Source organism: Streptomyces sp. NPDC051214 (assembly GCF_040682375.1).
In the GTDB taxonomy this organism is placed as follows: domain Bacteria; phylum Actinomycetota; class Actinomycetes; order Streptomycetales; family Streptomycetaceae; genus Streptomyces.
Window position 1 is genome coordinate 373609 of the sequence record NZ_JBFBAT010000006.1, and the last position, 15444, is coordinate 389052.

At 70.9% G+C, this 15444-nt stretch carries 14 protein-coding genes; 10 read left to right on the forward strand and 4 right to left on the reverse strand.

Going from position 1 to position 15444, the window contains the following annotated elements:
* Window positions 1-28: 28 nt before the first annotated feature.
* Window positions 29-754 (reverse strand): 3'-5' exonuclease, encoded by a 726-nt coding sequence (locus AB0M70_RS18360; protein WP_365820989.1) that lies wholly within the window; start codon window positions 752-754, stop codon window positions 29-31.
* Between the two features lie 168 nt (window positions 755-922).
* On the opposite strand from AB0M70_RS18360, the gene AB0M70_RS18365 reads away from it, so the two are divergent.
* The 3 genes from AB0M70_RS18365 to thrS all read left to right on the forward strand — a co-directional run bounded on the left by AB0M70_RS18365 (window position 923) and on the right by thrS (window position 4825).
* Window positions 923-1489 carry a DUF4365 domain-containing protein gene (locus AB0M70_RS18365; protein ID WP_365820990.1) on the forward strand — a complete coding sequence of 189 codons (567 nt, stop codon included), beginning with the start codon at window positions 923-925 and terminating at the stop codon, window positions 1487-1489.
* Complete coding sequence (locus tag AB0M70_RS18370) at window positions 1486-2727, forward strand: hypothetical protein (protein ID WP_365821145.1); 1242 nt, start codon at window positions 1486-1488, stop codon at window positions 2725-2727. The genes AB0M70_RS18365 and AB0M70_RS18370 overlap by 4 nt, the downstream gene beginning before the upstream one ends.
* Before the next feature lie 121 nt (window positions 2728-2848).
* Window positions 2849-4825, forward strand: a complete 1977-nt coding sequence (gene thrS, locus AB0M70_RS18375; RefSeq protein WP_365820991.1) for a threonine--tRNA ligase — start codon at window positions 2849-2851, stop codon at window positions 4823-4825.
* A 34-nt stretch (window positions 4826-4859) separates the two neighbouring features.
* Here the strand turns inward: thrS and AB0M70_RS18380 are convergent, their stop codons facing one another.
* Window positions 4860-5525, reverse strand: a complete 666-nt coding sequence (locus tag AB0M70_RS18380) for a potassium channel family protein (protein WP_365820992.1) — start codon at window positions 5523-5525, stop codon at window positions 4860-4862.
* Window positions 5526-5592: 67 nt separating this feature from the next.
* Between AB0M70_RS18380 and AB0M70_RS18385 the strand changes: the two genes are divergently transcribed.
* On the forward strand, window positions 5593-6156 hold the full coding sequence (locus tag AB0M70_RS18385) for an HIT domain-containing protein (RefSeq protein WP_365820993.1): 564 nt from the start codon (window positions 5593-5595) through the stop codon (window positions 6154-6156).
* 6 nt (window positions 6157-6162) lie between these two features.
* Here the strand turns inward: AB0M70_RS18385 and AB0M70_RS18390 are convergent, their stop codons facing one another.
* Window positions 6163-7830, reverse strand: coding sequence for a hypothetical protein (locus AB0M70_RS18390; protein WP_365820994.1), 1668 nt, complete (start codon window positions 7828-7830; stop codon window positions 6163-6165).
* A gap of 131 nt (window positions 7831-7961) precedes the next feature.
* Window positions 7962-10160, reverse strand: a complete 2199-nt coding sequence (locus AB0M70_RS18395; RefSeq protein WP_365820995.1) for an elongation factor G-like protein EF-G2 — start codon at window positions 10158-10160, stop codon at window positions 7962-7964.
* A gap of 258 nt (window positions 10161-10418) precedes the next feature.
* Between AB0M70_RS18395 and pgsA the strand changes: the two genes are divergently transcribed.
* From pgsA to pdxT, 6 genes are all read left to right on the forward strand, one after another.
* Complete coding sequence (pgsA, locus tag AB0M70_RS18400) at window positions 10419-11084, forward strand: phosphatidylinositol phosphate synthase (protein ID WP_365820996.1); 666 nt, start codon at window positions 10419-10421, stop codon at window positions 11082-11084.
* Window positions 11081-12019, forward strand: coding sequence for a phosphatidylinositol mannoside acyltransferase (locus AB0M70_RS18405; RefSeq protein ID WP_365820997.1), 939 nt, complete (start codon window positions 11081-11083; stop codon window positions 12017-12019). The genes pgsA and AB0M70_RS18405 overlap by 4 nt, the downstream gene beginning before the upstream one ends.
* Window positions 12016-13176, forward strand: a complete 1161-nt coding sequence (locus tag AB0M70_RS18410) for a glycosyltransferase family 4 protein (protein WP_365820998.1) — start codon at window positions 12016-12018, stop codon at window positions 13174-13176. The genes AB0M70_RS18405 and AB0M70_RS18410 overlap by 4 nt, the downstream gene beginning before the upstream one ends.
* A gap of 63 nt (window positions 13177-13239) precedes the next feature.
* On the forward strand, window positions 13240-13785 hold the full coding sequence (locus AB0M70_RS18415; RefSeq protein WP_365820999.1) for a hypothetical protein: 546 nt from the start codon (window positions 13240-13242) through the stop codon (window positions 13783-13785).
* 117 nt (window positions 13786-13902) lie between these two features.
* On the forward strand, window positions 13903-14817 hold the full coding sequence (gene pdxS / locus AB0M70_RS18420) for a pyridoxal 5'-phosphate synthase lyase subunit PdxS (protein WP_365821000.1): 915 nt from the start codon (window positions 13903-13905) through the stop codon (window positions 14815-14817).
* Window positions 14818-14829: 12 nt separating this feature from the next.
* Window positions 14830-15435, forward strand: a complete 606-nt coding sequence (gene pdxT / locus AB0M70_RS18425) for a pyridoxal 5'-phosphate synthase glutaminase subunit PdxT (RefSeq protein ID WP_365821001.1) — start codon at window positions 14830-14832, stop codon at window positions 15433-15435.
* Window positions 15436-15444: the final 9 nt, after the last annotated feature.

A 15444-nucleotide genomic window follows, 5' to 3' on the forward strand; every position in this document is an offset into this window, starting at 1 on the left:
AGGAGCAGTAATCGTCGGGCTTCGATCGTCAGGCCGCCGCCGGGAGTTCGGGGCGCAGCGGCCACGCGGGGTCCACCGCCTCCGGCGTACCGCTGCGCGCGAACCAGGCCTGCAGCCCGCGCGCCTGCGCCGCGTGCCACACCGCCTGCAGCGCGTGCAGCTCGGCCGCCGAGAGCCGTTCGAGGCGCGAGGCGAAACGCTTGCCCACGGCACGTACGACATCCAGCGCGGCCTGCGCGTCGGCCGCCGCGTCGTGCGCCTCGTCCAGCTCCACCGCGTAGTGCGCGCACAGATCGGTCAGCGTGCGACGGCCCTTGCGGTAGCGGTCGAGCTGCTTGTCCAGGACCCGGGGGTCCAGGACGCACAGGGGTGAGCCCCCCATGTAGTGACTGAGCGACGACGCGCGGTGCCTGCGCAACTCCCGGTCCAGGATCGTCAGGTCGAAGGGTGCGTTCATGACGACGATGGGGCGGCCCGCCGCGCCCTGTTCCGCCAGCTCCCTGGCTATCTCCTCCATCACCGGCGCGGGCCAGCGGCCGTTGTGCTGCAGATGTTCCTCCGTCAGGCCGTGCACCGCGGTGGCGCTCTCGGGCACCGGAACGCCCGGGTTCACCAGCCAGCGCGTGATCCGCGGGCGGGTGCCCGCGCCTTGCTGGACGACGACGGCGGCCGACACAATGCGGTCGGTCTCGACGTCGACGCCCGTGGTCTCCGTGTCGAATGCGGCCAAGGGCCCCTCGTACCAGCACGTCATAGTGACGCAACTCCTCGATCATGTCCGGCAGATGGCTTTCCTCCCCTGCCCACCCCGGTGATACCCGGGCCGTTTGCGCTGTACGCGGCCCGGAGACAACAGAGGTACAGGGCTTGGGAATTGACCGGCCCGAAGCGGGGATTCACCGGTTCGGAAGGCTTGTTGGACATGGCGCTCGCGCAGCCCGAACAGGGTGGGCTGCTGCCCGAGCGGATCGCACCGCCGCGCGGCACACTCGCCACCACCGCCTGTATGGAGACCCTTCAGGTGGGCTATCTGCACGCCGTCGCCGCAGCGGCGGGGTGCTCGCTCTCCCAGCCGTTTCCGGACAACGGCATCGACTGGCACGTCAGCCACAGCGCCCCCGGGCACACCATCGACGACGAAGTCACCATCAAGGTGCAGCTCAAGTGCACCTACCAGATACCGCCGAACCCCCCGGGGCCGGCCTTCTCCTTCACGCTCGACAACCCGCACCTGGAGAAGCTCGCGCGGACCCCGGTCTCGGTGCACAAGATCCTGGTCGTGATGCTCGTGCCGCGGTCGCAGGACGACTGGCTGCGCGCGGGTCATGAGCGGCTCGACCTGCGGCACTGCTGCTACTGGACCAACCTCGCCGGACACCAGGTGACCGGCCGGCGCAGGACCACCGTGCGCGTCCCGACCTCGCGGATCTTCGACGACAAGGCCCTCTGCGAGATCATGACGCGGGTCGGGACGGGAGGGAGACCCTGATGCACCGCCCGATCGAAGAGCCACTACGCCCCGTTCGCCCGCACCCCGTGGAACCCGCGGGCAGCTGGGCCGCTCCGGCGGACCGGCTGGGTCCCCCCGATCCCTCGCAGGTCGATCCCGCCGTGCTCGGCGCGCTGCTCGGCCGGCACGGCTGGCGCCGGCGCGGGGGAGCGGCGGGGCGCTACGCCCGCTGGACCCCTCCCGGGCCCGGCGGGGGCGGCACGAGTCTGCTCGTGCCGGAGAACAAGGCCTTCCCCGACTGCGAGGACCTGCTCGGCGAGGCGCTCACCGCCCTGGCGCGCAGCGCGTCCCCGTCGGCGCGTGACGTCCTCGTCGGGCTCACCGTGCCCAGCGACGAGATCCGCTGGTGGCGCGATGTCCCGGCGGGCCCGGCGGGCGCCGCGACGTGGACGGCGGAGGAACAACTGCGGGCGGCGGCGCGGCAGATGCTGCTCGCGGGGGCCCTGGCGGCGCGCGGCCGTGCCGGGTACTACGGGGCGCGGCACCGCGGGCCCGCCGCCGCGTCCCTGGAGAGCGTCCTGGTCGGGCCCGCTCCCGGGGGGCGCAGGCTCACCGCGTTCGTGCCCGTCCTGGCCGGGCGGCTGCTTGCGGTACGGCTGCACCAGGCGCTGTACGCGGTCCGCGAGGCCGTCGACTATCAACGCGCCACTGGTGGCATGGACGCCTTCGACGGAGCGGTGGAGGCGGGCGCCAGCCATGAGCTGACGGAGGCCGTCGTGGCCCTGGTGCGGGGCACGGAGGGGGCACGGGTCGCCGTGGAGTGGGCGCCGGCCGCCGGGGTGCCCGAGGGGTGCGCCGTCGATGCCGGGCCCGTGGAGTTCTCGCCCGGTGACCTGCCGGTGCTCAGGGAGGCGAGCGCCCGTTATCTGCGGGACGAGCCGGCGATGCCGGTGCGGCTCACGGGGGCCGTGGTGCGGATGCGGCGGTCGGGGCCGCGGGGTGACGGGACGGTGCGGGTCCGGGTGCTCGCGGGGGCCGACGTGCCCCACGTACGCATGACCCTGGACGAGGAGTCGTACCGCATCGCGGGCCATGCCCATCTGGTGGGGCTGCCGATCCGGGTGCACGGGCGCCTGGAGAGCCGGGGCGGGTTCCGGCGGCTCACCGGGGCCTCCGGGGTGGTGCCCGTGCAGGTGGACGAGGGGGAGAGGGACCGTCTGATGAAGTCGCTCCAGGAGAATCTCGACTTCTTCGAGGAGGCGTGCAGCGGGGACTGAGGCGGGGCGGGGCCGAGGCCCGGGGGAGAACCGTTTCGCGGTGGGCGCCCCCGGCTCGGTACGATTCGTTTCGCGTGCAGGAGCAGATCTGCCGCGACCCCCTTCAGGTAGGAGAAGACCGGTGTCAGACGTCCGTGTGATCATCCAACGCGATTCCGAGCGGGAAGAGCGCGTGGTGACGACGGGCACTACGGCCGCCGAACTCTTCGCCGGGGAGCGCACCATCGTCGCCGCCCGCGTGGCCGGTGAGCTGAAGGACCTGGCGTACGCGGTACAGGACGGCGAGGAGGTCGAGCCGGTCGAGATCTCCTCCGAGGACGGCCTGAACATCCTGCGCCACTCCACCGCGCACGTCATGGCGCAGGCCGTACAGGAGCTCTTCCCCGAGGCCAAGCTGGGCATCGGCCCGCCGGTCCAGAACGGCTTCTACTACGACTTCGACGTCGAGAAGCCCTTCACTCCCGAGGACCTCAAGGCCATCGAGAAGAAGATGCAGGAGATCCAGAAGCGCGGCCAGCGCTTCTCGCGCCGCGTCGTCACCGACGAGGCGGCCCGCGAGGAGCTCGCCGACGAGCCGTACAAGCTGGAGCTCATCGGCATCAAGGGTTCCGCCTCCAGCGACGACGGCGCGGACGTCGAGGTGGGCGGCGGCGAGCTGACCATCTACGACAACCTCGACGCGAAGACCGGCGACCTGTGCTGGAAGGACCTCTGCCGCGGTCCCCACCTGCCCACCACCCGCAACATCCCGGCGTTCAAGCTGATGCGCAACGCCGCGGCGTACTGGCGCGGCAGCGAGAAGAACCCGATGCTCCAGCGCATCTACGGCACCGCGTGGCCCACCAAGGACGAGCTCAAGGCCCACCTGGAGTTCCTCGCCGAGGCCGAGAAGCGCGACCACCGCAAGCTCGGCAGCGAGCTGGACCTGTTCTCCATCCCGGAGCAGATCGGCTCGGGCCTCGCGGTCTTCCACCCCAAGGGCGGCATCATCCGCCGGGTCATGGAGGACTACTCGCGGCGCCGCCACGAGGAGGAGGGGTACGAGTTCGTCTACACCCCGCACGCCACGAAGGGGAAGCTCTTCGAGACCTCGGGCCACCTGGACTGGTACGCCGACGGCATGTACCCGCCCATGCAGCTCGACGAGGGCGTGGACTACTACCTCAAGCCCATGAACTGCCCGATGCACAACCTGATCTTCGATGCGCGCGGGCGTTCCTACCGTGAACTGCCGCTGCGCCTCTTCGAGTTCGGCACGGTGTACCGGTACGAGAAGTCGGGTGTCGTGCACGGTCTGACCCGTGCCCGGGGCTTCACGCAGGACGACGCGCACATCTACTGCACCAAGGAGCAGATGGCGGACGAGCTCGACACGACGCTCACCTTCGTCCTGAACCTCCTGCGTGACTACGGCCTGACCGACTTCTACCTGGAGCTGTCCACCAAGGACCCGGAGAAGTTCGTCGGCTCGGACGAGGTCTGGGAAGAGGCCACCGAGACGCTGCGCAAGGTCGCCGAGAAGCAGGGCCTCCCGCTGGTCCCGGACCCGGGCGGCGCCGCCTTCTACGGCCCGAAGATCTCCGTGCAGTGCAAGGACGCCATCGGCCGCACCTGGCAGATGTCGACCGTGCAGCTCGACTTCAACCTGCCGGAGCGCTTCAACCTGGAGTACACCTCACCGGACGGCACGAAGCAGCGTCCGGTGATGATCCACCGCGCGCTCTTCGGTTCGATCGAGCGGTTCTTCGCGGTGCTCCTCGAGCACTACGCGGGCGCGATGCCGCCGTGGCTCGCCCCGGTCCAAGCGGTCGGCATCCCCGTCGGGGACGCGCACATCCCCTACCTCCAGGAGTTCGCGGCCGAGGCCAAGAAGAAGGGCCTGCGGGTCGAGGTGGACGCCTCGTCCGACCGCATGCAGAAGAAGATCAGGACGCAGCAGAAGCTGAAGGTCCCGTTCATGATCATCGTCGGTGACGACGACATGAACGCGGGCACGATCTCCTTCCGCTACCGCGACGGCTCGCAGGAGAACGGCATTCCGCGCGAGCAGGCGCTCGCCAAGCTCCTGGACGTGGTGGAGAGCCGCGTACAGGTGTGACCTGAGACGAGAGGCCCCCGGGACGTTCAGCGGTTCAGCGTCCCGGGGGCCTCTCGTCGTCCTTGGGGTCCTCCCGCGCGAACACCTGGAGCAGCCACGACGAGAACGACCCCGTCACGGCGCCCAGCAGCGCGAGGCCGCCGAGCATCACGCCCACCGCGATCAGGCGCCCCACGGGTGTCACGGGCGCCACGTCGCCGTAGCCCACCGTCGAGAGCGTGGCCGCGGTCCACCACACGGCGTCCCCGAAGGTACGGATCGTCGCGCCCTGAGCCGCGTGCTCGTGCTGGTAGACGGCGAGCGCCCCGGTGAAGCCGAGGAGCAGCGCGGAGAGACCGGCGTACGCGACCACGCGCGCGTGCAGCGTGAGCCGCGGCCGCCCGCGCCTGCGCTGGACGGCCTCGTAGACGTGCACGACGCGCAGTGGCCGCAGCAGGGGCAGCAGGAGGACCAGGGTGTCCAGCCAGTGCGTGCGCACGAAGCGGGGCCCCTGCCCGCTCAGCCGCCACCGCACCGCGTAGTCCACGGCGAACGCGGCCCAGGCCGCGAGGAGCACCGCCAGGCAGACGCCGCGCCAGCCCCGGGGCAGGCCCGAGGCCAGGACGAGGACCGCGTACGCGGTCAGGTAGAGCAGCGAGGCCACCCCGAGCGGCGCCTCCGTGCGGTTCTCCCAGCGTGCCTGACGCCTTTCATCGCTCATCGGTCCAGCTTCGCCGTGCCGGGCCCGGCGGGCGCCCCGCCGACACGCTTCGATCGGAGCAAGTCATATGCTGCACTGCATGACGAGTGAGCCGGAGCAGCAGATCGGAGTGGGGACGCAGGACGCGTTCCAGCGCCTGTGGACGCCCCACCGGATGGCGTACATCCAGGGCGAGAACAAGCCGAGCGGTCCGGGCGCCGACGACGGCTGTCCCTTCTGCTCCATCCCGGCGAAATCCGACGAGGACGGCCTGGTGATCGCCCGGGGCGAGCATGTCTACGCGGTGCTCAACCTCTACCCGTACAACGGCGGCCACTTGATGGTCGTGCCCTACCGCCATGTCGCCGACTACACGGAGCTGACCGCTCCGGAGACGGCCGAGCTGGCCGGGCTCACCAAGCAGGCCATGACCGCGCTGCGCGCCGCGTCAGGCGCGCACGGCTTCAACATCGGCATGAACCAGGGCACCGTGGCGGGCGCCGGCATCGCCGCGCATCTGCATCAGCACATCGTGCCGCGCTGGGGCGGTGACACGAACTTCATGCCGGTCGTCGGCCACACGAAGATCCTGCCGCAGCTGCTCGCGGACACCCGCAAGATGCTGGCCGACGCCTGGCCCGCCGCTCTCTGAGGCGCCTCACGCGTCGTACACGTCCGCCTTCCTCGGCATGGGGTCCTGGACCATCCCGCTGAGGAGGCCGGAGCGGTTGCCGAACTTCTCCGTGTTCACGCCGTTCTCCTCGAGCACCCTGATGGCCGCCGAGTGCACGACGCGGAGCACCGGGGTGGCCGCGCGCAGCGCGTCGTCGGCCATGAAGCGGTGCCGCCACGGCTTGTCCGCCCAGGCGTGCCGCAGGCCGAACGGCTCGGGAAGCACCAGCTTGCCGCCGAGGTGGTCAAGGATCGGCGGATACCACGTGAAGGGCGCCCGCACCGCGAGGCGCACCACCTCGTCGGCGTCGACCAGCGGCAGCTTGCGCTCCGTGGTCTCCCAGAACTTGATGGGCTTGGCGACCTGCTTGACCTTGGGGTCGGGCTTGCTGGTGAACAGCGAGTGGACCGGGCCGAGCGCGTGGCCGGTGACCTCGATGCGCAGGGTCTCGTGCAGGACGGTCACCGTGATCAGCATCGTGATGACCAACTGGCCGTCCCAGAGCGTGAACTGGACGCCGAGATAGTGCCGGTTACCGCTGCCGAACTGCTGCTCGTTGCAGATCCGCTGTATCTCGTGGCCGCGGACCTGATAGGCCTCGACCTCCGTGCCGCCGGGGCGGGCGACCGCCTTGGCGTTCTCCCCGATGGGGGAGACGATCCAGTGCTTTATCGAGGGGGTCGGGAAGCCGCCGGTGTGCAGCGGGCCGCGTTCGAGCAGCCGCAGCTGGTCGTGCACCGCCCGTATGACGTCCCAGCTGCGGAACGGGTGGATCTCCGTGCCCTCCTTGGCGGAGACCAGCTCCTCGGCCAGCTGCCAGCTGCCCCAGCGCGTGCCCATGCCCAGTATTCCCTTGGGTCCCGCGTAGAAGACCGAGTTGCTCTGCTGCTCCGCCGAGAGACGCGCGAGCCCCTGCCGGAGCTGCTCGGCGGCCGTCTCGCCCGGGCTGCCGGGCACCGCCTCGGGGATCTTGGCACCGATGCCGCCGCCGGAGAGCAGGCTCCCCCAGCGCTCGCGCAGGTCCCGCGCGGTGCGCTCGGCGATCAGCTTGGCCCAGAACCAGCCCAGCACAGGAACGACGATCGCCGCGCGGATGTACCAGCCGAGGAGACCGCCGATCGGCAGCTTGACGAGAAAGATCACGGCAAGCACGCCCACGGCGACCAGGACGGCCGTCGCGATGGCGCTCGCCCGCTTGTTGTCCCGCTTGACGACCGCCTGCTTGATCGAGAAGAGCAGCAGCCAGACGAGCAGCCCCGGCAGGAACAGAAGCCCGCACAGCACCATCACGACCGTGAGCCAGCGGTCGCGGTCCTTGCGGATGTTGTTCGCCGCGAGGCAGTGCTCGACGATCGACTGCGGCTCCATGCCGAAGGACTGGATGAGCGGCTTGCGGGCGCCGCCGAGCATCCTGACCTGCACCGCCCGTGCGAACGCCTCACCCAGATTCGGTGCGAAGAGCGACCAAAGCCCTTCCTTCACCTCGGACTTGTGCCATTCGTTGTTGGCATCGAGGATCTTCGACACCTTGTCGTCGCGGTACGCGGCCGACGCGAGGGCGTGGGTCGCCGCCGTCTGTCCTGCGGCCCCGGACAGCGGGACCTGGGCCCCGGGCCTGAAGTCGAATACGTCGTCCGCCACTGCCGCCCCCATCGCCGCCAAGCTTGCTGCTGCGGCTCTTCCCGACTTCCTTGCCCGGCACACCTGTTGATCAGGTCATCAGCGTATCCGGGCGCGCCGACATCCGGCAGGGCGCATCCGTGCGCCCTGCCGGAAGCCCGCAACTAGGAGACGTCCTGGGCCTGTTCACGAATCCTCTCGGAGAGCTGGGGCGGCATCGGTTCGTGGCGGGCGTAGGTGCGGCTGAAGCGGGCTGTGCCCTGCGAGAGCGACCTCAGGTCCACGGCGTAACGCCCGATCTCGATCTCCGGCACCTCGGCCCGCACCAGCGTGCGCCCGCCGGGCGCCTGCTCCGTGCCGACCACCCGGCCGCGGCGCCCCGAGAAGTCGCTCATCACCGACCCCACGTGATCGTCGCCGACCAGGACCCGCACCTCCGCCACCGGCTCCAGGAGGTGGATCTTGGCATCGGCCGCGGCCTCGCGCAGGGCGAGCGCGCCCGCCGTCTGGAACGCGGCGTCCGAGGAGTCCACCGAGTGCGCCTTGCCGTCGAGCAACGTGATGCGTACGTCGATGAGGGGGTATCCGGCGGCCACACCCTTCGCGGCCTGTGCGCGCACGCCCTTCTCCACGGACGGGATGAACTGCCGGGGCACGGCGCCGCCCACGACCTTGTCGACGAACTCGATGCCGCTGCCGCCCGGCAGCGGCTCGACCTCGATCTCGCAGATCGCGTACTGGCCGTGGCCGCCGGACTGCTTCACATGGCGGCCCCGCCCCGCCGACTTGCCCGCGAACGTCTCCCGCAGGGAGACCTTGTGGGCCACGACGTCGACCTGCACGCCGTACCGGCTGCGCAGCCGCTCCAGGGCGACATCCGCGTGCGCCTCGCCCAGGCACCACAGGACCACCTGGTGGGTGTCCTGGTTCTGCTCCAGGCGCATCGTCGGATCCTCGGCGACCAGGCGCGAGAGCCCCTGGGAGAGCTTGTCCTCGTCCGCCTTGCTGTGCGCCTGGATGGCGAGCGGCAGGAGCGGGTCGGGCATGTCCCAGGGCTCCATCAGGAGCGGGTCGTCCTTGGCCGAGAGGGTGTCACCCGTCTCGGCGCGGTTCAGCTTCGCGACGCAGGCCAGATCTCCCGCGATACAGCTGCTGAGCGTGCGCTGCTGCTTGCCGAAGGGGGAGGAGAGCGCCCCGACGCGCTCGTCGACGTCGTGGTCCTCGTGGCCGCGGTCGGCAAGGCCGTGCCCCGAGACGTGCACGGTCTCGTCGGGACGCAGGGTGCCGGAGAAGACGCGTACGAGCGAGACGCGTCCCACGTAGGGATCGGACGCCGTCTTCACCACCTCGGCGACCAGCGGCCCCTCGGGATCGCAGGTGAGCGCGGGCCTGGCCTTGCCGCCGGGGGTGGTGACGGCCGGCGCCGGGTGCTCCAGGGGGGTGGGGAAGCCGCCCGTGATCAGCTCGAGGAGCTCCACCGTGCCGATGCCCTGCCGGGCACCCTCGGCGGCGGGGGCCGCCGCGAGCACGGGGTGGAAGATGCCGCGTGCCACGGCCCGCTCCAGGTCGTCGACGAGGGTCTTGAAGTCGAGGTCCTCGCCGCTGAGATAGCGGTCCATGAGGGACTCGTCCTCGCTCTCGGCGATGATCCCCTCGATCAGTTTGTTGCGTGCGTCCTCGATGAGCGGGAGCTGGTCCTCGCCCGGCTCGGACTCCTTGCGCTCGCCGGACGCGTAGTCGAAGACCCGCTGCGAGAGCAGCCCGACCAGACCGGTCACCGGCGCGTGCCCGTCGGGCCCCTTGGCGCCGTGCAACGGCAGATACAGCGGCAGTACGGCGTCGGGGTCGTCGGCGCCGAAGGCCTCGGCGCAGGTCCGCGTCATCTCGCCGAAGTCGGCGCGGGCCGCCTCCAGGTGCGTCACCACGATGGCCCGCGGCATGCCCACCGCCGCGCACTCCTCCCAGACCATGCGCGTGGCGCCGTCCACGCCGTCGGCCGCCGAGACGACGAAAAGGGCCGCGTCCGCGGCGCGCAGACCGGCCCGTAACTCGCCGACGAAATCGGCGTACCCGGGGGTGTCCAGAAGGTTGATCTTGTAGCCGCCCCATTCGACGGGGACCAGGGACAGCTGTACGGAGCGCTGTTGCCGGTGCTCGATGTCGTCGTAGTCCGAGACGGCGGTGCCGTCCTCGACACGGCCCGCGCGGTTCACCGCCCCCGCGGTCAGCGCGAGGGCCTCCACCAGAGTCGTCTTGCCCGATCCGCTGTGGCCGACCAGCACCACATTCCGTACGGACGCGGGGTGGTCGGCCGCCGTAGCCCTGCCGGCGGCTCCGGGGTGTGCGTTCGCCTTGTCGCCCATGCCTTGGCCTCCCGGTCACGTGCGCGATGAGGAGGCACAGCCCCCTCGGGGATGCTGGCTGCTCGCGGACACGCGGGGCCGTGTGCGGGTCGGCTCCGGCGACGCCCGCGGTGCTTTCGAGCTTTCCACTCGGGTCACTGTGCGTCCATACGTCGTACGCGATCGTGAGGGGGCGAGCCGGTCTGTCAACGGCGTGACTACGATGGGCCAGCCGGTGGCCAACAGGGCCGCGCGGCTCACCGACCCCTCGGGAAGGCCATGCTGAACAAGTACGCGCGTGCATTCTTCACGCGTGTTCTCACACCGTTCGCCGCGTTTCTCATCCGTCGCGGCGTGAGCCCCGACGCGGTCACGTTCATCGGCACGGCCGGTGTGGTGGCGGGCGCGCTGGTCTTCTTCCCCCGCGGCGAGTTCTTCTGGGGCACGATCGTCATCACGCTCTTCGTGTTCTCCGACCTCGTCGACGGGAACATGGCGCGGCAGCTGGGACGCTCCAGCCGCTGGGGAGCCTTCCTGGACTCGACGCTCGACCGGGTCGCCGACAGCGCGATCTTCGGTGGCCTCGCGCTCTGGTACGCGGGCTCGGGCGACAACGACATCCTGTGCGCCGTCTCCATCTTCTGCCTGGCCAGCGGCCAGGTGGTCTCGTACACGAAGGCGCGCGGCGAGGCGATCGGCCTGCCCGTCGCGGTCAACGGCCTGGTGGAGCGCGCCGAGCGCCTGGTGATCTCGCTGGTCGCCGCGGGCCTCGCGGGGCTGCACAAGTTCGGGGTCCCCGGCATCGACGTCCTGCTGCCCATCGCGCTGTGGATCGTCGCCGTCGGCAGCCTCGTCACGCTCGTCCAGCGCGTCGTGACCGTGCGCAAGGAGTCCGCGGAGGCGGACGCGGCCACGCACGCGCAGGGCAGTGAGGCCACGTCGTGAAGGACCGACTGACCGACGCGCTCTACGGAGCCGCCTGGAGCTCGGTCAAGAGGCTCCCGGAACCGGTGGCGGTGCGGCTCGGCCGGACCATCGCTGACGCCGTATGGAAGCGCCGCGGCAAGGGCGTCCTGCGTCTTGAGGCGAACTACGCGCGCGTGGTGCCCGACGCGAGCCCGGAGCGCCTGCGCGAGCTGTCCAGGGCGGGCATGCGCTCGTACCTGCGCTACTGGATGGAGTCGTTCCGGCTGCCGTCGTGGAGCCGGGAGCGCATCAAGGGCGGCTTCGACGGCAAGGACCTCCACTACCTGACGGAGGGCCTCGCCTCCGGCAAGGGCGTCATTCTGGCCCTTCCGCACCTGGGCAACTGGGACCTGGCGGGCGCGTGGGTCACCACGAAACTGGACACGCCCTTCACGACGGTCGCCGAGCGCCTCAAGCCCGAGACGCTGTACGACCGTTTCGTCGCCTACCGCGAGGGCCTGGGCATGGAGGTCCTGCCGCACGAGGGAGGCTCCGCCTTCGGCACCCTGGCGCGCAGGCTGCGGGCGGGCGGCCTGGTCTGCCTCGTCGCGGACCGGGACCTCTCGGCCTCCGGGGTCGAGGTCAAGTTCTTCGGGGACACCGCGCGGATGCCCGCGGGGCCCGCGATGCTCGCGCAGCAGACGGGGGCGCTGTTGCTGCCCGTCACCCTCTGGTTTGACGAGACGCCCGTCATGAAGGGGCGTGTTCACGCCCCCATCGACGTCCCCGAGACAGGTACCCGCACGGAGAAGACGTCTGTCATGACGCAGGCGCTGGCAGACGCCTTCGCCACGGGTATCGCCGACCATCCGGAGGACTGGCACATGCTGCAGCGCTTGTGGCTCGCTGATCTCGACCCCGCCAAGGGGCCCGCCGACGGCTCCGCGCACCCCGGCGAGGGGACCACGCCGTGAGGATCGGCATCGTCTGCCCCTATTCGTGGGACGTGCCGGGCGGCGTCCAGTTCCACATCCGTGACCTCGCGGAGCACCTGATCCGCCTGGGGCACGAGGTGTCCGTCCTGGCCCCCGCGGACGACGAGACCCCTCTGCCGCCGTACGTCGTCTCGGCGGGCCGCGCCGTCCCCGTGCCGTACAACGGTTCGGTGGCCCGGCTCAACTTCGGGTTCCTGTCGGCCGCGCGGGTGCGCCGCTGGCTGCACGACGGCACGTTCGACGTCATCCACATCCACGAGCCGACCTCGCCGTCCCTGGGGCTGCTCACGTGCTGGGCCGCGCAGGGGCCGATCGTCGCGACGTTTCACACGTCCAACCCGCGCTCGCGCGCGATGATCGCGGCCTACCCGATCCTGCAGCCCGCCCTGGAGAAGATCAGCGCGCGCATCGCGGTGAGCGAGTACGCGCGCCGCACGCTGGTCGAGCACCTGGGCGGCGACGCGGTCGTCATCCCGAACGGCGTCGACGTCGACTTCTTCGCCAAGGTCGAGCCCAAGGCGGAGTGGCAGGGAGGGACGATCGGCTTCATCGGACGCATCGACGAGCCGCGCAAGGGCCTCCCCGTGCTGATGAAGGCACTGCCCACCATCCTCGCCGAGCGCCCCGACACCCGGCTGCTCGTCGCGGGCCGCGGCGACGAGCACGAGGCCGTCTCCTCGCTGCCCGTCGAGATGCGCGAGCGCGTGGAGTTCCTCGGCATGGTCAGCGACGAGGACAAGGCGCGCCTGCTGGCCAGCGTCGACGTGTACGTCGCGCCCAACACCGGCGGCGAGAGCTTCGGGATCATCCTCGTCGAGGCGCTGTCGGCGGGCGCACCCGTGCTCGCCAGCGACCTGGACGCCTTCGCGCAGGTCCTCGACCAGGGCGCGGCGGGCGACCTGTTCACCAACGAGGACGCGGACTCGCTGGCCGCGGGGGCGCTGCGGCTCCTGGGCGACCCCGAGCGCCGCGACGAGCTGCGCGAGCGCGGCAGCAAGCACGTGCGCCGCTTCGACTGGTCGACGGTGGGCGCCGACATCCTCTCGGTGTACGAGACGGTGGCGGACGGGGCCGCCGCGGTGGCCGCCGACGAACGCACCGGTCTGCGGGCGCGGTTCGGCCTCGCGCGGGACTGACCGTGGCCGGTCGCGGGAGCCCGGCGGTCATAAGGGCGGGCCGCCTGGACTAGCCTCGGGCCGGTGACCTCGACACTGATCTGGATCGCGGTAGCCCTCTTCGCGATCGGCCTCTACCTGAGCTGGACCGCGGGCCGCCTCGACCGGCTGCACGCACGCATCGACGCGGCCCGCGCCGCCCTCGACGCCCAGTTGCTGCGCCGCGCGTCGGTCGCCCAGGAGCTGGCCACCTCGGGGGTGCTCGACCCGGCGGCCTCCATCGTGCTCTACGAAGCGGCGCACGCGGCCCGGCAGGCCGAGGAGGAGCACCGTGAGGTCGCCGAGAGCGAGCTCAGCCAGGCCCTGCGGGCGATCTTCGGCGAGGTGCAGCAGGTCGAGGCGGTGCGCGAGGCTCCCGGTGGCGACGAGGCGGCGTCCGAGCTGGCCGCGGCCGTACGCAGGGTGCCGATGGCCCGGCGCTTCCACAACGACGCCGTACGCGCGGCCCGTGCCCTGCGCCGGCACCGCAAGGTCCGCTGGTTCCGCCTCGCGGGGCACGCGCCGTTCCCCATGGCCTTCGAGATGGACGACGAGCCGCCGGTCGCGCTGGCCGACCGGGCGAGCCGCTGACCAGGGGCGTCCGGGAAAAATGAGCCACCGGTCGTCCATTGGCCCTTGCTGTGGACTGGTGGCCGGGAGTTTCCTCGTAGGCGCAGTAACCCGTCTTCAGCGAGCGAGGTCAACTCCGTGTCCAGCACCCTGCCCAGCAGCACCCAGTCGCCCGAGACCGGCACCGCGCGCGTCAAGCGCGGCATGGCCGAGCAGCTCAAGGGCGGCGTCATCATGGACGTCGTCAACGCCGAGCAGGCGAAGATAGCCGAGGACGCCGGCGCAGTGGCCGTCATGGCGCTGGAGCGGGTCCCCGCCGACATCCGCAAGGACGGCGGCGTCGCCCGGATGTCCGACCCGAACATGATCGAAGAGATCATCGAGGCCGTCTCCATCCCGGTCATGGCCAAGTCCCGCATCGGCCACTTCGTCGAGGCCCAGGTCCTGCAGTCCCTCGGCGTCGACTACATCGACGAGTCCGAGGTCCTGACCCCGGCCGACGAGGTCAACCACAGCGACAAGTTCGCCTTCACGACCCCGTTCGTGTGTGGCGCCACCAACCTGGGCGAGGCCCTGCGCCGTATCGCCGAGGGCGCGGCCATGATCCGCTCCAAGGGCGAGGCCGGCACCGGCAACGTCGTCGAGGCCGTGCGCCACCTGCGCCAGATCAAGAACGAGATCGCCAGGCTGCGCGGCTTCGACAACAACGAGCTGTACGCCGCCGCCAAGGACCTGCGCGCCCCGTACGAGCTGGTCAAGGAGGTCTCCGAGCTGGGCAAGCTGCCGGTGGTCCTCTTCTCGGCCGGTGGCGTCGCCACCCCCGCCGACGCCGCCCTGATGCGCCAGCTCGGTGCCGAGGGTGTCTTCGTCGGCTCCGGCATCTTCAAGTCGGGCGACCCGGCCGCGCGCGCCGCCGCCATCGTGAAGGCCACCACCTTCTACGACGACCCCAAGATCATCGCGGACGCGTCCCGCAACCTCGGCGAGGCCATGGTCGGCATCAACTGCGACACCCTCCCCGAGTCCGAGCGCTACGCGAACCGCGGCTGGTAGGGCACCCCACAGATGACTGACACCCCTGTGGTCGGCGTCCTGGCACTCCAGGGCGACGTACGGGAGCACCTGATCGCCCTGGCCTCGGCGGACGCCGTGGCCAGGCCGGTCCGGCGCCCCGAGGAACTGGCGGAGGTGGACGGCCTGGTCATCCCCGGCGGTGAGTCCACCACGATCTCCAAGCTGGCCACCCTGTTCGGCCTCGCGGAGCCGCTACGCGCGCGCGTGCGCGCCGGTATGCCGGTCTACGGCACCTGCGCGGGCATGATCATGCTCGCCGACAAGATCCTCGATCCGCGCTCGGAGCAGGAGACGTTCGGCGGCATCGACATGATCGTGCGCCGTAACGCCTTCGGGCGGCAGAAAGAGTCCTTCGAGGCGGCCGTCGACATCGCCGGCATCGACGGTGACCCCGTGGAGGGTGTCTTCATCCGCGCCCCCTGGGTCGAGTCGGTCGGCGCGCGCGTCGAGGTGCTCGCCGAGCACGAGGGACACATCGTCGCCGTGCGCCAGGGCAACGCCCTCGCTACGTCGTTCCACCCCGAGTTGACGGGCGACCACCGCATGCACGAACTGTTCGTCGGGATGGTGCGGGGGAACGCGGCGGCGCGATCCTAGTAGGATCCG